Here is a 25,707-nt window from a genome sequence, read left to right as displayed (position 1 = left end):
TTTACAGATTCGACATGAATAAATGTTGCAACGATTAATCTTCAGGAAGCGGATCCATACGGAAGTTGTCAAAACTGACTCCGGCAGGAAGAGAAGGACCAATCAGACCGCTTAATGCCCACTGTCCCATAGGATGTCCAGTATCAAAATCTCCACCTATACCTAAATCTTTAATCTTGCGCTTAACGGTTATCCATTTCCCGTCGGTCGATTCGGGGAAGAAATTACCAATCCAACACCATGTCCATCCCAAATCGACGTGACCAGCCCACAAAGAAGCACCAAACGTACCTTCGTCAATTCTCACGTCAAGCTTAATCTCATACTCATTCATTTTTAAATCACCATCAGGACGGTTGCCATGCACATGACAAATGAATAAATCGCCACTGCCTGTATCTTCTGCCGTATAAATATAAGTATTGCTCCAGAAGAAGTCATCTTCTGATTGTTCCTCATGAACAGCCACAAATCCGCTTGCCTTTATATCACTTACGCCGTTTGCAGGATCTTCATGTTCGAAATCGGTAATCATGAAAGTTTCATCCGTAATCGGGTCGCACAATGCGAACGGGTTTTGCCAAGGTATCACGATGTCAATCTTTTCGTCCAAGTCCATCGTCTCACCATTCTTGAAGATGAGCTGTAGTGACGCTACATCTCCCATCTTGAAATCGGCAGGAATCATAAATTTGATGTCATCGTTCGATTTACGCAGCAAATACTTGTTCTCTACCACGCGCTTTTCTCCATTAACCATAAAAGCCACGGCATCGACAAACAACAGGTCTTTACCCAAAATCGACATTTTAGTATTGATGGCAGCACCTTTCTTGTCGGTGAACAGGAAAGAATTAAATACCGGTTTGGCGCAACGTATGGTTTGACGACTGGAAGCTTCCTCACCCTCTCCTTTCACAATCAAGGGCGCTGCTTCTTCCGATACCCCGGCGGGTACAGTAACTTCAAACGAATATTCGTCCTTTACGGTAATATCGGTAGCTGTAACGCCACCGGGGAAAATCACCTCTTTTACCGATTCTATGTCTGTACCAACCACAGTCAGGTTAATCCCTTCCATCACGATCGAGGGATAGAAGTCCACCACAGATAATCTCGCGTTCTGCTCTTCGTCGTCATCTGAGCAAGCACAAAAGGATACCAATCCCAAAAAGAGAATAGCCAATTTATTTATAATCTGTTTCATAATCTATGCTTTATTAGTTCCAACCTAGGTTCTGTCCCAAATTCTTATTCTTGTTATACTCACTGAAAGGAATCGGGAAGAGATAATACTTATCTTCCCAACGTCTTTGCTCCTGCTTGCGTGTCAGGATAATGTCGCCTGAAGCGTTTTTCTGCAATTCGGCAATGGAGATTTCGCTCAGTTCCGAACCGCACTTCCAACGACGTACATCCCAGAAGCGTTGATCCTCAAATGCCATCTCCACCATACGCTCGCGTTTGTAGCGTTCGAACCAGTTGGCAGGAGTTCCGCTCCAGTGAGGCATCATCACATCAGCACGGTCACGCAACAGGTTGATGGCATCGTTAGCAGAGAAGTCGCCTTCGCCCTTTACTTCAGCATCGCCATAGTATTGGAACATTGCCTCCGCATAATTCAGGTAGAACTCACCCAAACGCATCGCTACCCAGGCATGAGGAGAAGTGGTGGGGTTGTTCGTTGCCAGACTCACATTGGGGTCGCAATACTTCCGCAGATAGTAGCCTGTCGGAGTGGAATTATGAATCGGCGCAGCGTTCAATCCACCTATAAAGGTTTCGATAGGATTAGGATTGTAATTCGGCCAAATATCACCGTTCTTCACTACCGTCATAAAAAAGCGGGGATCCAAACCGGCGTAGGGGTCTTCCTGCGTGAGGTTAATCACCGCGTTGGAATAACGCTCGCCAAAGGTCTGGTTGCTGCCATCGTTATACTCATAGTTGTCAACCAAGGTTTGAGTAGGGCACATACCGCCGTTGGCATTCTCCACGCCGATGGGGTAGTTGTACGATTCCCAATAGTTGCTGGTACCACGTTTAATAGCCCAGATCATCTCGATGCCGTCACCGTTGCGGGGCCCCCAGATCTTAGAATACCTGTCCAAGCCAATGCCCCACTCTTGCGCACGGAGTAAAACCTCACCATTAGCTCTGGCGGCATCCAGCCACCACTCTTTATTATTCTCTTTGTTAAACAAGGGAGAAGCCTTATAAAGCAATGTACGGGCTTTCAGCGCCAAGCACATCATACGGTTTGCACGACCTGTTTCCGGGCTCAACTCATCGGCGAAAGAGATAGGCAGATATTCGACGATAGCGTCCAACTCTTCTGCAATCCAATCCATGATGGTAATGGCTGAAGTACGTTCGATTCTATTCGCTTCTTCCACCGTCAACGTTTTCAGCGTGAAAGGCACGTCACCGTAGGCACGGACCAGTTCAAAGTAGAAATAAGCACGCAAAAAACGAACCTCATACTCAAACAGTTCGAACTTCTTCTTCATAGCTTCGAAGTCCAGATTGTTCTTATACTCGTCCAAATTGATTTTATCGCGCTTCTCGTGGAAGATGTTCGCTTCGGCAATAGCCGCATACGAGTTGCTCCACGTAAATGAGAAGGGATTGTTAGGATTCCATCCACCATTGTAGAAACGGTGAACTGAAGAATAAGACAATGCGCACTCTGCCTCATCGGTGGCAGCCGCCAACGTAGCCCCACTACCGCCCTCGTAATTTTTTTCGAAACCATTGGGCACACGTGCATAGATGTTGTACACCAATTTCTGGATACCGTACATAGGGCTTTTATATATCCACTCCTCATCGGCTGTAGTCACCTCGGTATAGTCCAAATCAACACAGCTCACAGCAAATGCGGAGAGTATTACTGCACAAAATATATTTTTAATTCGATTCATATCTGTTTTTCTTTATCCGTTAAAACTTTACAGAAACTCCTAAGTTAACCCCCATCAAAGTCGGGAAATTGGTACCGATGTTCTCGGGGTCCATCACCTTCAGGTTAGACAAAGTCATCAGGTTCTCTCCTTTGACAAACACTTTGCACTGTGACATCTTCACTTTAGAAATCCAATTTTCGGGCAACATGTAATATACCTCGCAATTTCTCAATTTAAAGAAGTTCACATTTTTGTACCAAACATCGTTACCACGGTAGTTGTTAAGGTTGGTGCGTGAAGTCAGACGCGGATAAATCGGGGTCTCGCTTCTGTCCCAGCAGTTGTCATAATACTCTGTAGAAAGGTTGGCACCGTCGATAATCGGAGTCCATACACCCACCGTACCCAAGTATGCGGTATACATGCCTGCGCCCTGGAACATGGCGCTCACACCAAAGTTCTTGTAGCGGAAGCCCAGATTCAACGAAAAGTTCAGTTCCGGCACGCTGGTGTCGTAACCCATTTTTACCACGTCGTTTTCATCGATGACGTTATCGCCGTTCTGATCCTTATACTTGAAGTCACCCGGACGGCAATTGTCGAAGTTCTGTTGCGGTGAAGCAGCGATATCTGCTTCATCCTCGAAGAAACCGACTACTTCCAGACCCCATGCCTGGTTTATACGTCCACCGATAGCTGACAAATAGTCATAAGCCACGTTCTCAATGTTACGTTTCTGCTTGTTACGTCCCCAGGTCAGATTAGAACCCAAGTTGAAAGAAAGGTCTTTGTCCACCTGCTTAACCCAGTTCACACCCAGTTCAACACCGTAGCTCGCTACGCGTCCCCAGTTTACGTAAGCGGAAGGTCTACCGAATACGGCTGAATTCAAACCGTCACCCGACAATAGGATATCGTCACGTAATTGATAATAAGCGTCAAAGTTCACGTCCACCTGTTTGAACAAGCGCAGGTCGGCACCCCAATTGAACTTATAGGCCGTTTCCAAATTAAAGTGCTTGGTGGGCTGGTAACCGAGAGACGTACCCCACTGCCATGAACCGTCACCTAAACCTGTCAGATAACTACCTGCACTGCCGTTATAGTTCTCCAGCCACAATCCCTGAATGGGCACATAGTCGGTGTGCTGGATACCGGCTGAGAAACGCAGTTTACCGAAGTTTAATATTCGGTTATCCACCTTGTTGGCAAATACATACCCCAAAGACAAGGTGGGAGAGAACGACCACTTCTCCGGATAGGAGCGGTTAGAACCGTTCATCGCCAATACCAAGTCGGCTACATACTTCTGCTTCAAATCGTAGTGCAGGTAAGCCATCACATTCATCCGGTTGAAAGTCATATACTGGCCGTTACGGGTGGAGTTCTTTTGGTGCCACATCAACGAGGCAGAGAAGTTATCATCGTCACGGAACGAAGTGTGATAGTCAGTCGAAACTTCCAAGAAAGAAGAACGGTTGTGCTGGTTGGTCCAATGATCGAAGGCCAAGTTGTTGGTTTTGTCACCGGCAGAGTAGTTTATCAGCTCCGTCGGATGGCCGGTCTCGTCGAAGCGGTAACGCTCGTAACCATACATAAAACCCAACGCGTTGGTCTCATAAATCTGAGAGAAGTTGTTGTAACCCAAACGTGCCGATACATTCAGTCCCTTTGTGATGAAGTCCAGGTTCTGAGTCAGCGAAAAGTCTCCTTGGAAAGAACGGGAGTGGCTCTTCGTGAAACCGGAAGCCCGAACCTGTGCGACCACGTTGTTAGCACCGTAGGTGGTGTTACCACCCCAAATTCCTGCCAATTTGCCTTCCGGGTCGTTCATTACCGGGAATGCAGAAGCCGGAGTACGATAAAGCAGGTCGGTCAAACCGTTTTCGGTCACCCCGTAAGGACGTTTGGTCTCTACGAAACTACCCACCGCATTCAAGACGAACTTGGTCGTCGGAGTAAACTGCACGTCCAAGTTGGTACGGATACTGGCTTTAGAGAATCTCATCTGTGAAGAGTATTGCTCCTGATCTGTTTTATCCAACAAACCACGGCTGTCGGTATAATCCAACATAGAGAAATATTTCAGCTTCTGGTTACCGCCCTTCATGGATAGATTGAATTGGTCTTCTGAACCGTAGTTCTTGAATACCTCTTTCTTCCAGTCAACATTCGGATAGTAGTAGGGATGAGTACCGTCAGCGAAAGCCTGCAACTCATAATCGTTGTACATCGGTGCCAAACCGTCGTTGGCACGCGCCTGGTTCAAAGCGTTGGCGTAGGTAGGAGCATCTACAAAGTTAGCCACTCTTGGATTGAACGTAAACTTATGGTCGTAAGATACGGAAATCTGACGTCCTTCCACACCACGCTTGGTCTTCACCAAGATAGCACCGTTCACGCCCTGATAGCCCAAGAGAGCCACAGCGGCTGCATCTTTCAATACCGTAACCGATTCTACCTCGTCAACGGTCAAATATTCGATAGAACGCTCAATCCCGTCTACCAGCACCAATACGCCATTCTCGGTCGTAGTCTGCTGACCACGAATGTTGAGTACTGCTCCGGAACCATAGTCACTGACCGTTCCGCCCGGACGCAACACCGTAAGTCCCAGCAATTTTCCATAAAGAGCCTCTTTCAAAGAGATGGCGGCCGTTTTTTGCAACTCATCGCCACTAACCACCTCCACAGAAGCGGTAGTCAACATCTGGCTCTGCTCAACACCCATTCCTAAATCAACTTTATCGGACTGGTAGTCTATAAGCGAACTTTGCGCTGACAGGTTTAAAGCGAGCATAGACGATACCAAAGCTATGCTCCACTTTAGTGTTTTATGTTTTCTATTCATTGTTTGCTATTTTAGAATTAAGATTTTAATACCATCCCGGGTTCTGTGTTAAACCATAGTTCTTATTAATTTCATCAGGTGGCAGCGGAACGAGCAACCACTTGTTGGACCAGCGTCCGGGGTTATCCCAAACAAAACGCGGGTTTGCAGTCATTCCCGTAGGTGATTCTATCTTTGACTCCTTTCCATCTTTTATTATAGTATAACCTACAGCTGTAGCATCTCCTTCATTCAGGTCATATGGCACATATAAGAATTTGGTCGGGAAAGGATCGCCGCTATCTTTCGTCCATTTCTCCAACACCAAATCATTATCATCATCCAAACGATAGATGTGGATTCCATGCAGATGTTTCTTAAAGTCTTTTTCCATAACACGACGATTCATGTCGTGCAAGCGGTTTTCATACTCAAATCCTAACTCACAAGCACGTTCACGCATGATTTCCTTAATCAAATTCTCCTTATTGGTAGTCAAGTTCAATTCGGGGTTCATTACTTCGAGTTTACCTAAACCTACACGGGCTCTTACCTTGTTGATTTGCTCCAATGCCTTTACGTTGTTACCAGTCTCTGCCAATGCCTCAGCGTAAATCAGATAGAGTTCGGCCAAACGAATATAAGAGGTTTGGAAAGGTTCTTTATCAATAGTACCTTTACCACCTTGAATAGCATCACCCAAGTCCAATACAAATTTATAAGTAGGCAATCCCCAAGGCTTACAATTATATCTTGCGCCGGAAGTCAAGAACTCACCACCTTCCCACAGCTGTATGGGGTTATCCTCACCATAAATCTGATGTTTATAGTCACGCTTTTGTACGACAATAGATTCATACAGACGGGGATCACGGTTTTCGAAGATATCCCTCTGCGCGGGTCTTTGATTGTAATATTTCTGTCCGTCGTAGTTCTTACCATCAGCCCACGGGAACATTTCCATCCACTCTAAGGTAGGAGCGATACCACCATCATGCCAGAAACCGCCGGGCTGGTTATCCCACTCCAACATATATACACGGTCATGTACTTCAAGCAGAGACTCTCTGTTGCCACGGGCACGGTATGCCTTACGGAAAGCGGCACGATAGCCTGCTTCATCGGGAGTAGTTGCCTCTTCCAACTGGTAATAGTTACCGTTAGCGGAATTCATCCGGAAGAACTCTTCACACGCATCTACCACAGCTTCCCAACGCTTCACGTCGTAATTACCATACCACACCTGAAGGGCGTTAACAGCCTCTTGAGGCTCTTCAGTACAATACGGAGTATCACTATTGAAAATGGGGCTTGCCACATAGTTCAACAATTTTGCCTTAATACCCAATGCCGAAGCTTTGGTAACACGTCCTGCCCAAGTAGCCAATTCTGAAGCGGGAATGTTCCACGGCAATTCAGGTTCAGCGATGGCTTCATCCAGCAAACGAACAACAAATGTTACAGTTTCCTCAATGGTAGAACGCGGTTTTTCCAAGACCTCGTCTACGGCGAGCGCATGGTCAACGATAGGCAGACCACCAAAATTGTGAATACCGTCAAAGTATTTACTTGCCATAATCACTTTCGCTTCGGCTTTGTAACGTGCCTTTTCCGCATCGGTCATATCGGGCACGCGGTCGACGTTATCCAACAGCAAGCAACAGTCGCGTATGCCGGTCCAAATACAGCGGAAAGCAGTATTACTCATATTCTCCATCCCCCCCGATGTAATGTAAGCCGCACGGGCAACCAACCAACCCGGGTTAGCGTTGGAGGCAGACAAAACGCCCGTATAATGGAAACGCCCCATAGAGTCCCATCCCTCTTCAGAGTGCATGATATCGGACAAGGTTTCAAATTGTCCATTACCTGCATAGCAATTCTTAAATGGAGTAAAAAGTCCCTCGTAGCACTGCCACAACAAATAGTCTGTATATACCTTCTTGGAGAAGATAACATCTTCGTTCACGTCTTCTCCCGGAGCCTTCTCCAAAAACGCGTTTCCAAACTTAATTTCGTCCACACAACCTACACCCACAAAAGAGATGATCGCCAACAGCAGTATGGATTTTATTGAATTTATTTTTTTCATATACAATTATTTAGAAGTTAACTTTCAAGCCTAAATTAACAACACGCATCAGCGGGTATCTAAATCCAGAACCACCGCCTGTATTTTCGGGGTCGTTGGCATCAAACGGAGTAAATGTCAACAAATTGGTTCCGTTCAGGTAGAAACGCATATTCGTGGTTTTCGGTAACCAAGACTTGTTTCTCAGCGTATAGCCAATCTCCAAGTTCTTCAAACGGACGTAACGGGCATCTTGATACCAAAGATCGGAGTTAGCACGGTTCTGCTTCTCATTGGTAAAGGTAAGACGCGGCAGATGTCCGCCAGGGTTATCCTCTGACCAAGAGTTATCATACACCCACTGCATCAAAGCGGAACGATGAGATTCACCGAAAGGGTTACGGTAAGGACCTTGCAGGATACGGTTCACCTGGCCAGCTCCCGTCCACAACATAGTAAAGTCAAAATTCTTATAACGGAAATCGAAGTTCAAAGAGAATACATATTTCGGATTATCCGTAATTTCAGAGTAAATCTGGTCGTACTCTTCCAAAATCAAACCATCACCGTCCAAGTCAACATAAACAGCATCACCGTTTTTCAAATCAGGAACCAACTGTTGAGGGATATCCGTTCCATAAGCGTTGCGGTAAGCCTCTTCGGTTACACCTTCTTCGTAAAGGCCGAAGAAAACATATCCCCGACGGGCACCAATGGCATGACCGGTTGAATAGGTCCAGTCCGGAGAAACCACCTGGTCTTCGGTCAAACCTAATTTACGACCTATATAACTGTCGGCTTTCACCAACTTGTCTTTACGCTTCAACTCAGAACATTCAAGAATTTTATTCTTGGCATAAGATACCGACGGAGAGACGGTGAAGGAGAAATCCTTGCCAATCTTGTCGGAGTAAGACAAAGTCACCTCGTAACCGTGGTTCTTTACGCGACCGTAGTTGATGTAAGAAGGACGGACAGCCGTAGGTGACTGAATCATATTCACATTGGAAATCAGAATATCCTTACGGTTCTCCTTAAACAAGTCAACATTCAAACCGATTTTGTCTTTATAAAACTTGGCATCGAAACCTATGTTATACTTCACTGCGGTTTCCCAAGTTACATCAGGTGAAGAAGAAGACATCTCACGTGCCACGTTCAAGAAAGTATTGTTCGTGGTACCGAAGTTATAACCTTGGTAGTTTCCCATGCTGGAGAAATATCCGTTCCAGATACCCCATGCAGAAGGCAAATAGAGGAAACGACGGCCTTGACAGTTGTCGTTACCTACGGTACCGACAGAGGCACGTATCTTCAAGTAAGAGATCACTGACTTGATGGGTTTCCAGAATTTCTCTTCAGAAATGCCCCAACCGACAGATAAAGAGGGGAAGAAACCGAAACGCTTGCTTTCGGCAAAGTTCTCAGAACCGTTATAACCCATGTTAGCATCGATCATATAGCGGTGCTTGTAGTCGTAAGTGGCACGTGCAACCAAACCTACATAGCCATAGGGGATAGAAGTATAAGAACCGGGGTAGTAGATCTTAGACTGGTTGTACAACAACAAAGCGCCTACGTTGTGGTAGCCAAACGTGCGGTTGTAGTTGAAGCTTGCCTCAGCATACCAGTCACGGTTGGACCATGCAGACTCACTGTAACCCGGATTCCAGTAGTCACCTGAACGTTGATAAACAACTTCGCCATTCTCTGTGAGATAAGGGCGGAAAGAAGCAGGTTTACCACATGTACGGTCCTTTGTTTGCCCATAAGAAGAGTTGTAAGAAGCCTTTATACGGAAATCCAATCCCGTGGTCAGGAAATCCATGTTCAATTTGTAGATGATATCGGCATTCAACACATTGGTAGAGGAAAAAGTATAACCCTGACCATAGAACGTGTCCAAACCGTCGATGCCGCTCACAATATTTTCAAGACCCGTCGGGTCGATAAGATCTCTATTAGCGAGTACCCATCTGCCATCTATAATACCAGCACCGGAGAAAGGCTGCGCATCCATCAAATAGACAAAGATACGTTCCTCCGAACTGCTAAGACTGTGCTTGTTCTCAACACGACCACCGAGGTTGATAGAGAGTTCGTGATATTTACCTAAAGAAAGGTCTAAGTTAGCACGGTAGTTGTAACGTTTGTATGAGAAGTTGGTGTTGGAATCCTTATCGAAAGAACGGAACAAACCATCCTGGTCGAGGAAACCTGCTGACACGAAATAACGTGCCACCTGGTTACCACCCGATACAGATATGTTGTGCTGGCTCTGCAAAGCACGGTCTTTCATCACATAGTCTATCCAATCGATGTCCGGATAGAGAAGCGGATTATCATGATTCTTAAAGTGGTCGATAATAGCAGGCTGGAAAGCCGGTTGATTACCATCCGAGATACGGGCATTATTATAAGCGGTAGCATAAGTATAAGAGTTCGCCATATCAATAAAGTTGGTTACGCTCTGTATACCCCATGAGGTAGATGCGGATACTTTAGTTCTACCGACTTCACCACGCTTGGTGGTTACCAAAATAACACCGTTAGCACCACGCACACCATACACAGCGGTAGCGGAAGCATCCTTCAACACGGTGATGTCGGCAACCTCATTCGGGTCAATCTGCGTGAACGAACGTTCTACACCGTCCACCAAAACCAAAGGCGATGAACCATTGAATGAAGATTGACCTCGAATCAAAATCACAGGGTCATCAGCACCGGGAAGACCTGAATATTGTACCGTAGAAAGACCCGGCAACTTACCGGAAATGGCGTTACCCAAAGATGCCGACGGAGACTTCAGCAACGCTTCGTTATTGATACTTGACATAGAGCCTGTAACCGAAACTTTCTTTTGTTGTCCGTAAGCTACGATAACGACTTCCTCCAGGTTTTGAGCCTCCGGCTCCATCTCTATGTTCAGTTTTTTAGCTCCATTTACGGAGATTTCCTGGCTTTTATATCCAATATAAGAAATCGACAAAACACTGTTCTTTGGAACAGAAAGCGAGAAATGACCGTTTATATCGGTTACTACTCCGGTTGATGTCCCTTTAACCAATACTGATACACCTATCATTGTTTCTCCAGTTTCATCACTAATAACACCATGTACATTGACGTTCTGTGCGGAAACCGCTTGGGTTATCAAGCCTAAGAAAAGAATGATAAGCCACTTTTGTAGCATATTCCTGTTTTTCATCAGCGTTAAGATTAAATGTAACTACCCAGCTATCTATGATGCCCTAATTCATTGATTATCAATATTTATTTATTAGAGACTCTAATGGGTTTGGTCTAAAAAGGCTCAAAATGAAGCATATTACTAATTGTAATACATTGAATGATAGCAAGTTTGTATAACTGAATAGTTACGATTAAATATTATAACATTAAATTTAGATAAAAAATATAGTTTTCATAATACTCGTTTAATTCACTTTACTTTCTTTCATTACCCCACAATTTTGAGCCATTGCCGAAGTTCTTTCTCCACTCATGTCTCCAACGATGCATATCTTGGTCGCGGATGAATGGTTTCGGTGCTCTGTCGGCTTTAGTCGGAGCGGCAGGCAACTCATGAGCCTCGGACTGATACCAGTAAGCGACACTGCTAAGATCGAGAGTCAAGTTGTTGTTGTGCCCATGCTCGATAGAACCTTTGAAAGAGGTGTTGAAGTAGATGGGATCGGCAATAAAAAAGCGGTAAGCGTGCGTTCTTCCCAACCAACCGTTGTCACGGTTCACACGAGCATAGCCGTAGTAGGGATGCGTAAAGATACTTGCCGGACACCAAGAAGTGTTAAAAAAGTCTTCCGTTCCCGTACCTCTCAAGGCTTTCTTCGGTTCATCGTCGATGATAATCAGGTCATCGCCTTCGCCGTACCACATAGGCGACGGACAGTGGATATAGTAGTTGATACCTACAAAGTGTCCTTTACCTTTAATATCGGCAAAGAGATAGTTGTTGGCACCATCTACATTGCAACCCGGAGTGCCTACCAACCCCCACTCGGTTTCGCCTTCGGGGAGAGCGTCGGTTGTCTCGTGGTTGAACCAAGCATGAAAACGTCCTGAATTGGCAGGCAGCTTATCCATCTCGGTATAGTCCACATAGTAGTAGAGGTGAGTCAAGGGCTCGTCACTTTGGTTCTCAATTTCCAGACGTGCTCCCTTCTCGAAAGGCATCTGGAAATAGCAGGCAAGCCCCGTACCATCTCTTGGACCAACTGCCAACGGCAGAGAGATGAACTCATATTTCTCGTCCCAACCGTTTCCGAAGAAAGCAGCGATAGGAGCTTCTACAGAGGGGTATTTGTTTCCATCCCAATAAATACGGAATATAAGATCGTTTCTCATGATGCTTGTCGGAGCGATAGTAAACCAAATGTGGTTGATGACACCCGTTCCGGGAATTTCCACGCTCCATTTTTCTCCCGGTTTAAACTGCCCTACGCAGTCACCGTTATTACCGGTTTTATCGGCACTGCTTATCCGACGGCTACATAATCCGTCTTTGACTGTGGTCAGACTTCCTAATTCTCCTCTATCAATCTGAGCTGAAGCATCAATAGTCAGAGCCAACAAGCTTATTAAAGTCGTTAAAAATAAAAACACTTTTTTCATAATATTTTGTTTTAAATTATAAGTTTTCTACATGCAATCCCCACTTTCCTGTTTCCTAGCAATGAAGAAACCGTAATAGGCAATCACTGCAAAAGCAACGGCCGGTACAACATAAGCAGCCATAATACTACCTGTCTGGTCGGAAACGATACCCTGGATTTGAGTCAGAACAGCGGCACCGGCAATAGCCATTACCATGAATGAACCACCGATTTTAGTGTCATTACCCAAACCTGTAAGGCCGAATCCGTAAATGGTCGGGAACATCAATGACATACAACCGGAAATACCCATCAGGCAATAGACTCCGAAGCTTCCCTTACCGAACATGGCACCCAAACAGCACATTACAGCAAGAAGGGCAAGCCCTATCAAAAGTTTATAGGCTTTCACATACTTCATCATTGCAGTACATACAAATCTCATGGTTACAAAAAGAATGAGCGACATGATATAGTAAGTGGCTGCGGCCTGTTCCGCCGTACGCGGCAGCAAGTCATCCAATCCGAGCCATTCGCATCCGTTATAGAATGCGGCGGCCACCGGTTCTACACCACGCAATGCGTTGACAACGGCCTCCGCAGAGGCTGAGTCGCCTAAAGAAGCCAATACGCCGTCAAAATTGAGTTGTTGCATGGCATAACGGATGACGAAAGACCATACAGCTATCTGTGCACCAATATTGAAGAACTGTGCAACCACCCCCCATACGTAATTCCTATTCTTTATCAGGCGACGGAGGGTAGCAGCAAATTCCACCTTTTCCCCTTTCTCGCTGAGGTTCGGCATCTTGGTAAGCCGGATGGCAAGCAAAAGCACCAACATCACCAGGCCAAGAACCACATAAGCCGCAGTGACAGCACTCAATTCCTGTCCCTGGATGGCGACCAACTCCTCAACCGGAAGTTGAGCACGCTCTGTCGCCGTCATTCCATTCAGTTGTGAGAGGATGAAAATCTGACTGATCACTACTCCTGTAATCGCCCCGAACGGATTGAAAGCTTGCGACAGATTCAGACGGCGTGTTGCAGTACTTTCAGGACCGATTGCCAATACATAGGAATTGGTAGATGTCTCCAGAATTGAAAGTCCGGCAAAAAGAACGAAGATTGCAAGCAGGTACATAAAGAAGCTGAAATCAACATTCACTCCCGAGCTGAGCATGGCAGGATAGAACAGCAAGGCTCCAAAAGCATACAGGCCAAGTCCCAGCATCACGCCTGATTTATAAGTATACTTCTTGATGAACAAGGCACCGGGAACAGCACAGCATCCATATCCCAACAGATAACACACTACCTGTATCCAGGCCGTCTTCGAATCACTCATGCTCATGATTCGCTTGAAAGCCGCAAGCATGGTATCCGTAAGATTGTTCGGCACAGCCCAGGCAAAGAAAAGCGTAGTGAGCAGGATGAACGGGAAGAGGATCCCTTTCGGTATTATCTTATTCGATTCCATACGAATTCTCCTATTTTTATATAATTACCCTATTGAAACTTTGTCTTGATTACATTCAAGTCCGCTCCGAACAATTTCTGCACGATAGGAACCAGTTGTTCATCCTTGCCCTGTATATGAATTACTTTCTGTGTATGAACTAACGATGCGCCGGGAGCCAACTCCGCACCGGGTGAGGAAGTCTCGATTTCATAGAAAGGACCCATGATGGAACCGTCTTCTACCGGACCGTCATTATAAGAATTGATTACGTCACCGGCAAACGGATCTTCCTGGGGTCCCCATTGGCCGTTTACATAAGTTGAAGGGGCTTCAGGAAGACTGCACCACAATATGGTGAGCACGCCTTTCGACGAATCATAGCTTCCGCATAAATCCGTTGCGCGTGAAGCCGGCAATCCCAGTTTGGAGCGATAGAGTCCGTCAATCTTGAAATAGATGATACCGTTTTCCTTTATCAGCCTGTCTGCAGGAATCTTGCCAAAATATTCGTCATTCACGATAACCCCTTCAGCATCCTCCTTATAAGGAATGAATACAGTAGTGGTCGGCGTGGGATTAAAACAACCGAGCATCCATACAGATACCAGTCCACCTTCTTTTGTCCACGCATTGTCCCCCGTATTGGTAATTTTATTCTCGCTCTTGTAAGCTACCATCTTCATGTCGCCTGCAAGTTCGATGTCAAAATCCGCAGCCACTTCACCAGCATCCATCAACGACACAGTACGGTCAATATTCATATCGAAAGTAGTACCGGAAGCATTCGCCAAACGGGTATCTTTCACAAAACGGATACTGCTGTCGCTTTGTGACTTGATGTCGAAAGTTTCCGTATCAATCACTGCAGGAACTACCCAATTGTCATAGACCTGTTCTTGGCCTTCTTTAAAATAAAGAGAGAACGGACCGCCTTCAGGACCAAGCCAGAAGCGCTCTTCACCACCTACCGGATTAAACTGGGAACTGACCTTGCCTTCATTTATGAAACGGTAGTTGATCCAGCCATAGCTGTCACCTTCATCACCTGAAGCAGAAGTAGTCATAACACGGCCCTGCCATGCCGGAACGATCATTACCTTGGAATTTCCGTCAGCAGATACCAATTCAGTATATTCAATGCCATGGTCTTTCAAAAACCGAGCATCATAAGCATAACTTCCCATCTTTATTTCTTTTTGTCCACCGCATGATACAAGTATTGTAGCTGCACCTACCAGCAGAGTATTTTTCAGTTTGGTTGATTTCAACATAATGCTTGTTTCCTTTATTTATAGAGAGGTCCGTAATTCTTGCAGGCTCTGTAATCGCTGCCTTCCATATCTTCACCAAAGGCAGACCATGCACTGGGACGGAAAATGTTTTCCTCAGGAACGTTGTGCATGCATATCGGTATACGGAGCATGGAAGCCAAAGTAATCAGATCGGCACCTATATGTCCGTAACTGATAGCGCCATGGTTGGCTCCCCAGTTGTTCATAACGGTATATACGTCACGGAAATACCCCTTACCTGTCAGGCGAGGAGCAAAGAAGGTGGAAGGCCATGTACGGTCGGTACGCTCATTGATAGCCTTGAAAACATCCTCATCCAGATTGACGGTCCAACCTTCAGCAATCTGCAGAACCGGGCCCTGGCCTTTTACAAGGTTCAGTCGGCACATCGTTACAGGCATCTCACCACGAGTCACGAACTGTGAAGAATAACCGCCGCCACGCATATATTCACGACTAGCCGGATGCCACTTGGTTACTGCAAGGCAAGTTTCCACCTCTTCTTCCGTAATTTCCCAAAAGGGTTTCATTACCGGCTTACCGTCACGTGTCTGACAACCGGTTCCGTCAAGCGTACAAGAACCGGAGTTGATAAGATGGATAAAACCATTCGCTGCCTTGCCTTCCAGTTTCTTGCCCGTTACGCGTTCCACCGCATTCGGACTCCAATAAGTGCGTACATCTGCAAATATCTGCGCCGTATTTGTCAAGAGATGGTTGAACAGCATGGAAATACAGTTCAGCGTATCGTTTTCCGTAGCGAAAGTAAATGCTTCACGGATACCATTCCAGTCGAAAGACGTGTTCAAGATAGCTTCTGAAAAGTCGCCGTCAGGTTTATAGTCCGTCCATTGGCGCTGCCCTTGAAAACCAGCGGCAATCGCGTTGTGTCCCATTGCCTCTTCCTTGAATCCCATCTCCGCTAGTTTGGGATTACCGATCATCATATCACGAAAAATGAGAGTCATCTTCACCACATATTCCCAACGTGCATCTTTTTCTTCACGGGAATATACCAGATGTTCCGGATTAAAGTCCGTTCCTTCATTACTCTTGCAATACTTCTCCGTCCACCCCATGGCACGTTCAAACTCTTCATGGTCATAAATGCCCAGCTGGACACGACGTTCAATCTCACTAGCATCAACATACTCATTGCGCATGCCCAGATATTCCTGAAAGAAATCAGGATTAGGAATAGAACCGGCAATCCCCATGGATACGCTGCCGATTGAAAGATAGGACTTGCCTTTCATCGTGGCTACAGCGATACCTGCGCGGGCGAAACGCAACAGTTTTTCCCTTACGTCTTCGGGTATTTCCATATTGGTGACTTCCTGCACATCACGTCCATAAATACCAAAGGTAGGCAATCCCTTCTGTGTATGACTTGCCAATGCTGAAGCCAGATAAACCGCACCCGGACGTTCCGTACCGTTAAAGCCCCAGATGGCTTTCGGCATTTCCCCGTCCATATCAATAGTCTCGAATCCATAGCACCAGCAAGGGGTTACGGAAAGTACCACGCCCACGCCATTGTTACGGAATTTTTCAGCTGCCATAGCGGCTTCAGCCACCCCACCGATAGTTGTATCTGCAATGACACATTCCACGGGAGTACCGTCGCCATGACACAAAACAGAAGAGTAAAGTTCGGCCACCTTATGAGCCATGGTCATGGTCATGTCTTCCAATGACTCACGAATGCCTCCGCGACGACCATCAATGATAGGTCGAATACCAATTTTCGGCTTTCCACCAATTAATCTTGAATTTTTCATGGTTCAACTAATTTATTTGGATTAATTCAAAAAGCATTTAATCGTTTAAGCAAGCATGTAAAAAAAATATCTAAAGAGTTATTTCCACAAATTCCCCTTCGGCAAGTACTGACTGTACCGTATTACCTCCCGCTATATTATCTATCAGAATCCCAAGCGCTTTCTGCACCAAAGTTTCTATAGGCTGCTGAATATAGGATATGGGAGCGTTAAAAAAGTCAAATACCGGATTGCCGTCAAAACCGACTAAACCGATTTTGCTTATAACCTCCTCTCCCATGTCCTTTATAGTATACAGGCAGGATAAAGAAATCATGTTGGTGGCAAATAAAAAAGCATCCACACCCCCGTCAATCATTTTGGGAAGCAGACGGTCTGCCGATTTCCTGGGAGTGTCCTGCTTCAAGAATATCACGTTAATCAGATGTTTTTTCCCGGCATCATCCATGGCCTTCTTATAACCACGGACGCGTTCCTTCATATGGATTAGGTTAACATCATAAGCCACCATGCATGGAGCATTGTAGCCTGCATTCAAAAGATGTCTGGTTAAAACATAGGAGGCATTGAAATTATTCAGAGCAACATAGCTGACATTAATTTCCGGGAAATAACGGTCGAACAGAACAATAGGAACATTATTGTTCACAAGTGAAGCAATGGATTTCTCGGAGTTGTCACAAGGAACGATTATCAGCCCATCTACACCTTTATTAATAAGGTTACTGACAACACGGTTCATCTTATCCTTATCCTCGTCTGAACTTCCAAAAAGTACAGTATATCCCCGTTTGGTTGCCTCATCTTCCAATACACGTGCTAATTGGGAAAAAAATGGGTTGGAAATATCAGAAACCACCAATCCGATTGTCTTCGTCTTACCGCTTCGAAGACTCTTCGCAGCAAGATTAGGCTGGTAATTCATTTCATTGGCAATCTTCAATATGCGTTGGGCAGTTTCTTCTCCCACGCGATATTCCTTCTTCTTGCCATTCAAGACGAATGAAACCAATGCTGTTGAAACACCTGCAGCTTCAGCAATATCCTTTAACGATATTTTTTTTAGTGGCAACATATCTTTTATAGGTAGCTTTATTTTGGAATTTGTAATATTAGTTATTTATCACAGCACAAACATAAATATTATATTTCAATTATACAAGCTTTTCCGCTAATTCGTTATAGTTTTTTTTTAAGAAGCAATACATTCATGGGATTTTCGAACTGTTTTCATTATATATTCTCCAATTGGAGCTTCCCACATATTTCGTTGCACAGCCCTTTCTCCACACAAACAAAGATCTATAAGTGAGCTGATAAGGAGGTGATATTAGGTCATAACAATAGATAAAAGACAGCCCATTTTTCCATAATTGCTTCGACAATGATGTTGGAAAATTCAGCGTAAGCTGCCCCCCTGAAACCAAAGTGATTCTTCCCCCTGAAAATATTCAGTAATGCCTCCTTAAGAAAATTGAAGTGCCCCCAAAAAGTCGGACTGTTTATAAATTAGCAAGATAAATAAAGAGTTCGATATTGCATCGGGCTCCTTCCTTTTAATCTTGATTTGATTCTATTATTATTGTAATACTCTATATATTCCTCTAAAACTTTCACGAAGTCTTCAACTGATTCAAACTTCTCGACATAAAGAAATTCAGATTTCATTATACCAAAGATATTCTCAGCCATTGCGTTGTCAAGGCAGTTGTCTTTCCGTGACATGCTCTGTATTATACCATGCTCTTCAAGACATTTTCGGTACCCAAAGTGCTGATAGTGCACCAAAACGCTTAAAAGCTTTATCAAGCATATCATATACTATCTCCAAAATAGGACTTTTGGAGATATTGTAAGAAATCTTTTTAATCTCATCTTCTTCAATAGTATATTTATTAGCAACCTTTAAACGACTATAATGATAGTAAAACACTAAACAAACCATCTTTCTTAATTCAAGCAATAAATTGAGAGAATATTCTGACCCTAATTCGTCGATGACTTGTGCCCATTGATCCGCCCCGGGCTTCTTCTTCCTCGACTAAGGCTTTCACTTTTTTAGTATCGTGTTTTCGGCTCGCAGGCGAAGGTTCTCGGCCTGTAGCTTTTCCAGTCTGTTAATGCTGTTTTTTCTTCAGTCTTGCCATAGATTCACCATATTTATCATATCGGCGTACCTATGTACGGATATCTATGGGGGATATACCCAACCGACCAAGAGACTCAATGGGGTTATCGCTTTTGATTCTGCTAACGATATTGAGCTTTTCTTCAAATGAATGTCGCATAAAAAAACTGCACTCCTAAAGTTTTGTGTCCAACTTTTGGAGTGCAGTTCATTTTTCCAACTTCCGGGGGCGATTTTTATTTCATTCTTTTATTCCCACTCTATCGTCGCATTCGGTTTCGGCGACATATCGTAACAAACACGATTCACATTCTTCACTTCTTTCAGAATACGATCAGTGATTTTCATCAGGATGGGCCAATCCACAGGCTCAATGGTGGCCGTCATGGCATCTACCGTATTAACGGCGCGGATAATAACCGGCCAGTCGAAAGAACGGGCATTATCGCGTACACCCACAGACTTGAAGTCAGGCACTACCGTAAAGTATTGCCATACCTTCTTATCCAATCCGGCAATCTGGAATTCTTCGCGCAGAATGGCGTCGGACTCACGGACAGCCTCCAAACGGTCGCGCGTGATGGCCCCCAAACAACGTACCCCTAAACCGGGACCGGGGAAAGGTTGACGGTAAACCATCTCATAAGGCAAGCCTAATTCCAAGCCACAAGCACGGACTTCATCTTTGAATAATTGACGCAAGGGTTCTACCAACTGGAACTTGAGGTCTTCGGGAAGCCCGCCTACATTATGATGAGATTTCACCATTTTAGCTGTCTTCGTTCCGCTTTCCACAATATCCGGATAAATGGTGCCCTGACCTAAAAAGTCGATACCATCCAACTTGCGCGCTTCTTCCTCGAACACACGGATAAACTCACCACCGATAATCTTACGCTTTTGTTCCGGATCTTCCACGCCTGCCAGCTTATCCAGGAAACGGTCGGTAACATCTACATAAACGAGATTCGCCTTCAATTGATTTTTGAACACTTCGACTACATCTTCCGATTCACCTTTACGCATCAAACCGTGGTTTACATGCACGCATACCAGGTTGTCGCCAATCGCTTTCAGCAGCAAAGCAGCTACCACGGAGCTGTCGACTCCACCGGACAAAGCCAGCAGAACCTTCTTATCGCCTACCTGACGTTTAATCAATTCAATCTGGTCGTTGACAAAGTTTGTCATATTCCAGTTGGCTTCAGCTTTGCAAGTATCGAAAACGAAAGATTTTACATCAGCTTTAATCGCCTCGATATCATCGGTAAACGCTGCCAGTTTCACTTCACACGTTGCCTTATCATGACCGGCGGCCATCACTGGAATATCCATCGAATAGATACCCGGATTCACATCGATAGCCACGCCATCAATCACATTGTTCGGTCCGCCATTGATAATAATGCCCTTTACGTTGGGCAATGCTTTCAATTCTTCCACTGTGATGTCGTGAGGATAAATCTCACTATACACTCCTAATGCACGGATGGCGCGAGCCAATACCGTATTCTCATGACTACCCAAGTCAAGGATGACAATCATGTCCTGTTTCATCTGATTTCGTTTTTTAATTATTATATTGCTAATAGTTTGACTTTACTTTCAATTCATCCGCAAATATAAAGATTAAAAAAAAAGCGGCAATACATTGATTCTCTAAAGTTTCATTTCAAACGAAATTGAGCATAAAAAAAGGAAGGATGCCCAAAACTACGGACATCCTTCCACTTATCAATCACAGTTTCACGAAAAAAACTATTCTAATTTCAAATTACTTCTTACCGCTGCCGCCTCCGGGTTACTCGGTGTAACGGATTTACGGGTGCAATAATCAAATTCCGCTGACTTCTCACCACTGAATGACTTCCATTTCAGCTTCAGTTTAACCGTTTTACCTTCTGTATCGGGCAGTCCGTCCAACTTAAAGGCAACCAGCCCGTCGTCTGTTGTTCCATAGACATCGCCATACGCATTATGACGGAACTCTACTTCATAAGGATTTTCCGAGCCCTGGCTCAGCAACAGGTTCACGAAATGTTTTTTCTGACCTCCCCATACAGTCCTGAAACGAAGCGTCAGATAACCGTCTTCTGCAAGAGTCACCCAATCGTTTATAATCTCCACAGGGTCAGTGCCATACACCTCATCATTTTCTTCTCCCAAATCCGGTGCGATGGGTTTTGTAAGGATACTGTCTATCCAGTTGATATGGACGGCTTTATTGTAATCGCCGCTCGATTCGTCTACTTCATCATAATTCACCAACGCTCTGACTTCTTTATCCCCAAAAGGAGATTTTTTCACATTGGTCGGCAACAAGGTTGTCTTATCATCCAACTGCAAAAACATCGAACCCTCAGCGTCACTCTTCACTGTTACAAGGGCGTTCGGATATCTTAGGTAATAATAATTGTTATCATCGTCGTCCAGACAGGACTGTAAACCTATAGTACAAACTATAGCCCCCGTAATCAAAAGTGCTTTACTAAATACAGAATTAAATTTCATAGTTTGGTTCCTCCAATTAAACATTAAAAATAACTTTCTACGTTATAGAAATGAGATATTGAAAGAAAGACTGCATCGCATATTGTTAATTAACAATAATGTCTTTTAGATAGAGATAAGCAGATAATACAGTGTCTATAAAGAGATAATGCAGTGCCTATAAAAAGGAACGACCGTTCCCATGAAGGGAAACCATCGTTCCCATGAAGGGAAACCGTCGTTCCCATGAAGAGGAACTGTCGTTCCCATGAAGGGGAACTGTCGTACCCATGAAGGGGAACTGCCATCCCACTATAGGAAACAAACTTCATGTGTGTAGAACTGGGAGCAGTGACTTCATTTCGAAGCAATGAAGTCCCATAGTATATCAACAAGAACAGAGCATTCGCACCAATATCAACCACAAATGTAAAAAACAGCATTATAACCTGATTACAAGGATATTAATCGGATATTTTGTAAACAAACAGAACGAAAAGAGTGACGACAAAACATTTATCAGCACTTGTCGTCACTGTCATCAGCACAAATAACATCCTATATATCTGCTTCTTATACCAACAGTGACGGAGTGCTGACAAATATATTAAAAACCTCTGTGAGATAAAGAAAAGAATATGCCATTTTATAGAAAGACAATTTAGGGTTCTTCCCATAAAATGGCATATACACCATGTGACAAAGTCCGTAAGACTACTTACTGAAATCCCTCGGAGCCGGAACAGGCGGCAACGGTTTGCGGTTCTGCAATTCCTTCATCACCTCTTCGATGGCCTTGTTGAGTTGTTCATCTTCTCCGTTCCATTCCTTCACCGGATCATTATCAATCAGGATATCCGGGTCCACACCGTGGTTTTCGATAATCCACTGCCCCGTCTTCGGGTCATAACTGGTGAAGAATGGCACACGAATATCCGTACCGTCCATATAAGGAAGCGGACCGCTGATACCTACAATTCCACCCCAGGTACGTGTACCAATCAACTTTCCGAGTCCCAGCGCACGGAAACCCCACGGGAAGAGGTCACCGTCGGAAGCTGAATATTTATTAATCAGGCAAACTTTCGGTCCCACCTGCACGGCATCGGGCACAGTACCCGTCTTAGTGGAGCCACGACGCATCGTCACACGATAAGGCTCACGGGACAACCGTTCCAGAATCATCGGTGAAACATTTCCGCCACCGTTGGCACGGTCGTCTATAATCAGCCCTTCCTTATCAAGTTGGGGATAGAAGTAACGGGCAAATTCATTCAACCCTTCCGGTCCCATGTCGGGGATATAGATATAGCCGATGCGGCCTTTCGAAGCCTCATCCACCTTTTTCAGATTATTCTGCACCCAATTGTAATGATAAAGAGGATATTCATCTTCAATCGGACTGATTACAATCTTTCGGGCACCGGCCAACTGAGGTTTAGTGTTCAACGAGATTTCTGTCGGCACACCGGCTTTGCCAACCAACAAAGCATACAGGTTCTTTACTGAATTAGTCGACACACCATCAATCGCCACGATATAGTCTCCAGCTTTGGCTTCAATGCCCGGTTCGGTCAGCGGAGAACGCAGTTCCTTGCTCCAGGAGGCTCCGGTCAGAATCTTTTCCAAGCGGAAGAAACCGCTCTTGTCAGCAGAAATCTCTGCGCCCAGCAAACCGGTCTTAATACGTTTCGGCTTTTCAGTCTCGCCCGGATTGACGTATGCATGACCGCAATTCAGTTCACCGATCATCTCACCTATGATATAGTTCAAGTCAAGACGTGTTTTTGCATAAGGCAACAGGACGGCATATTTCTGTTTGATGGCTTTCCAGTCCACTCCATGCATATTCTCCAGATAGAAACCATCGCGATAAGCACGCCAAGCCTCATCAAAAATCTGCGCCCACTCCTTGGGATAATCTACGGGGATAGACATATTATCCAGATTAACAGAAGTGCTCAGATTAGCCTGTCCGGTGGGAATATCCGTCACATAGACTTGCTCGTCCTTATAGAACGTGGCCTTCTTGCTGCCCGGAGTGACAAACATCATAGCGCCATCGGCAACCGTTTCTTCTTTCTGTTCTCCCAAGTCGAAGACTTTCGTACCGCCACGCCCCCAGTAATAGACTTTCTTTCCGTCGGAATAGAAACTACCATAATAAGAAGCGGCAACAGGCAGTTTAATGATACGTTCGGTAATGCCTTCGGGAGTGAACTTCACAAGAGAAACGGGATTTGCTTCCGCTTTCGCATCTTTCTTGCCGGAGTTTTTGTCAGCAGCTGCTTTCGGAGTTTCGCTTTCAGTGCTGTTGTTCACACCGGCATCCTTCTGCAAGAAAGGTGACGGGGTATCTTTCGCCAACAGGGCTATATAAACTCCATACATATTATTATAGACATGGTTCCACTCCAGCCAGCCATAAGTGGGATTGAAATCGCGGGCAGACGAGAATATCAGATATTTCCCATCCGTGCTGAATACCGGCGAAGAGGAATTATACCATTTGTCCGTTACCGGATACTCCTTTTTATCGGCAATGTTATAGACGTACACAATGGTGATTTCATTATCCACATCCCGGGTGTAGGTCAGCCACTTACTGTCCGGTGAGAAGGTGACATCCTCCGGTTCGCTCACCGGGTCTTGCAACAGCATGGTCACACGGCGTGAGGCCACGTCCAACAGATTGATGCGGTTCTTACGGTCGGTATAAACAATCGTCTTACTGTCCGGACTCCACTCAAAAGTACGGATATACGTATCATTATTCTTGGTCAGTTGCACCGGATTGCCTTCTACGGCATCTTGCAGATAAAGCTCCGTCTCTCCCGTAGCATCGGAGATATAAGCGATGGATTTACCGTCGGGCGACCATTGGGCGCTGCGCTCGTGCGCACCCGGAGTGCGCGTGATATTCTTGGTCACTCCTTTGGTTGCCGGAAGGTTGAACACTTCTCCGCGTGCCGTGATCGCCACCCGCTCTCCATCCGGAGAGGTGCTGACAGACGTTATATATTTGGCCCCTTTCTTGATATCATCACGGGCATAGATATTATCGGAAGCAAGACTGATGCTCACTTTCTGCGGTTGGCGGGTGGAAGCGTCCATCTTATAGATGTATCCGCCATTCTCAAACACAATGGTATTGCCGGAAGCACTCGGAAACTTGACATCATATTCGGTGAAATCGGTCACCTTTGCCGTTTGCCGGGTCTTCGTGTTGTAGACGAAGATATTCATCGTACGGTCGCGGTCGGAAAGGAAGAAGATATCATCTCCAATCCACATAGGGAAGATGTCCTGAGCGACGTTGTTCGTAACGTTCTCTACCGATTTCGCGGCGGGATTGTATATCCAGATGTCATCCGCCATGCCACCCTTATAGTATTTCCAGGTACGGAATTCGCGCATGGTACGGTTGTAGGCCAACTGCTTGCCGTCGGGAGAGTAGCTACAGAAACCGCCTTCAGGCAAGGGAATGGCTTCGGGCAAACCGCCTTCACGGTCAACGGTATAGAGTTTACCGGAAAAGCCACTGCTGATGCGGTTACGATATACGATTTGCTTGCCGTCGGGGCTCCATGCCATTACGATATTATTAGGTCCCATGCGGTCGCCCAAATCATCACGTGCATTGGTCGCGGTGTAAGTAAGGCGTTGCGGTTCACCGCCTGTGGAGGGTATGGCGTACACTTCCGTATTGCCATCATACTGACCGGTAAAGGCAATCGTCTTGCCATCCGGTGAGAAACGGGGGAACATTTCGTATCCCACATGCGAAGTCAGGCGCTGTGCCTCTCCTCCCGTGACAGGTACTTTGTAGAGATCACCTGCATACGAGAACACAATCTCACTGCCGTTCGTTGCCGGAAAGCGCAACAAACGCGCCTCATCTGCCGCAGAGAGGCATGCAGATGCACCGAACAGAACGAATAAGGATAAAAGTAATTTCTTATTCATGTCATTTGAATTTAGTCAACTTACAAAAGTAAGAAAAGAATAAGAATAATTACACGAAAAGTATGCAAAAAAACAAATCAATTCTGCCAATTCTCATCTGTCGGGTTATGAATCTTTTCACCACAGAGTAACACAGAGTATCACAGAGTTTAATCAATTTGAAAT

General features: G+C 45.2%; 14 protein-coding genes and 1 pseudogene. All 15 read right to left on the bottom strand.

The genetic code is table 11. The features are described from left to right. Positions 1–34: 34 nt before the first annotated feature. The 15 genes and pseudogenes from BUC01_RS07455 to BUC01_RS07390 all read right to left on the bottom strand — a co-directional run bounded on the left by BUC01_RS07455 (position 35) and on the right by BUC01_RS07390 (position 25,542). Entirely contained in the window at positions 35–1,207 is a 1,173-nt protein-coding gene (locus BUC01_RS07455; protein ID WP_025832563.1) for a hypothetical protein, read from the bottom strand. A gap of 13 nt (positions 1,208–1,220) precedes the next feature. Further along, on the bottom strand, positions 1,221–2,924 hold the full coding sequence (locus BUC01_RS07450) for a RagB/SusD family nutrient uptake outer membrane protein (RefSeq protein ID WP_073313185.1): 1,704 nt from the start codon (positions 2,922–2,924) through the stop codon (positions 1,221–1,223). Positions 2,925–2,943: 19 nt separating this feature from the next. Then, positions 2,944–5,757, bottom strand: coding sequence for a SusC/RagA family TonB-linked outer membrane protein (locus BUC01_RS07445; RefSeq protein WP_034524377.1), 2,814 nt, complete (start codon positions 5,755–5,757; stop codon positions 2,944–2,946). 25 nt (positions 5,758–5,782) lie between these two features. After that, positions 5,783–7,828: a RagB/SusD family nutrient uptake outer membrane protein gene (locus BUC01_RS07440; RefSeq protein WP_073313182.1), complete on the bottom strand. Its 2,046-nt coding sequence runs from the start codon at positions 7,826–7,828 to the stop codon at positions 5,783–5,785. Between the two features lie 10 nt (positions 7,829–7,838). Further along, positions 7,839–11,018 carry a SusC/RagA family TonB-linked outer membrane protein gene (locus BUC01_RS07435; protein ID WP_073313170.1) on the bottom strand — a complete coding sequence of 1,060 codons (3,180 nt, stop codon included), beginning with the start codon at positions 11,016–11,018 and terminating at the stop codon, positions 7,839–7,841. 239 nt (positions 11,019–11,257) lie between these two features. Further along, positions 11,258–12,442, bottom strand: a complete 1,185-nt coding sequence (locus tag BUC01_RS07430) for a glycoside hydrolase family 172 protein (protein WP_073313168.1) — start codon at positions 12,440–12,442, stop codon at positions 11,258–11,260. A 27-nt stretch (positions 12,443–12,469) separates the two neighbouring features. Next, positions 12,470–13,903, bottom strand: a complete 1,434-nt coding sequence (fucP, locus tag BUC01_RS07425; protein WP_025832574.1) for an L-fucose:H+ symporter permease — start codon at positions 13,901–13,903, stop codon at positions 12,470–12,472. A gap of 29 nt (positions 13,904–13,932) precedes the next feature. Beyond that, positions 13,933–15,156 carry a DUF6786 family protein gene (locus BUC01_RS07420; RefSeq protein WP_025832576.1) on the bottom strand — a complete coding sequence of 408 codons (1,224 nt, stop codon included), beginning with the start codon at positions 15,154–15,156 and terminating at the stop codon, positions 13,933–13,935. A 14-nt stretch (positions 15,157–15,170) separates the two neighbouring features. After that, entirely contained in the window at positions 15,171–16,958 is a 1,788-nt protein-coding gene (locus BUC01_RS07415; RefSeq protein ID WP_073313166.1) for an L-fucose isomerase, read from the bottom strand. A gap of 70 nt (positions 16,959–17,028) precedes the next feature. Next, positions 17,029–18,033 carry a LacI family DNA-binding transcriptional regulator gene (locus tag BUC01_RS07410; protein ID WP_025832578.1) on the bottom strand — a complete coding sequence of 335 codons (1,005 nt, stop codon included), beginning with the start codon at positions 18,031–18,033 and terminating at the stop codon, positions 17,029–17,031. Between the two features lie 434 nt (positions 18,034–18,467). Next, positions 18,468–18,740: pseudogene (locus tag BUC01_RS07405) on the bottom strand (transposase); the annotation flags it as partial. Further along, positions 18,706–18,903, bottom strand: a complete 198-nt coding sequence (locus BUC01_RS25665; protein ID WP_025832581.1) for a hypothetical protein — start codon at positions 18,901–18,903, stop codon at positions 18,706–18,708. The gene BUC01_RS25665 and the pseudogene BUC01_RS07405, both read right to left, overlap by 35 nt. 432 nt (positions 18,904–19,335) lie before the next feature. Further along, complete coding sequence (gene guaA, locus BUC01_RS07400) at positions 19,336–20,643, bottom strand: glutamine-hydrolyzing GMP synthase (protein ID WP_025832582.1); 1,308 nt, start codon at positions 20,641–20,643, stop codon at positions 19,336–19,338. A 201-nt stretch (positions 20,644–20,844) separates the two neighbouring features. Then, positions 20,845–21,597, bottom strand: coding sequence for a NigD1/NigD2 family lipoprotein (locus BUC01_RS07395; protein ID WP_025832583.1), 753 nt, complete (start codon positions 21,595–21,597; stop codon positions 20,845–20,847). Between the two features lie 693 nt (positions 21,598–22,290). Further along, complete coding sequence (locus tag BUC01_RS07390) at positions 22,291–25,542, bottom strand: S41 family peptidase (RefSeq protein WP_073313162.1); 3,252 nt, start codon at positions 25,540–25,542, stop codon at positions 22,291–22,293. Positions 25,543–25,707 lie beyond the last annotated feature (165 nt).

This window comes from Bacteroides stercorirosoris (genome assembly GCF_900142015.1).
In the GTDB taxonomy this organism is placed as follows: Bacteria; Bacteroidota; Bacteroidia; order Bacteroidales; family Bacteroidaceae; genus Bacteroides; species Bacteroides stercorirosoris.
Note: the sequence above shows the minus strand (reverse complement) of the source record. Positions and strands in the feature narration are given on the sequence as shown.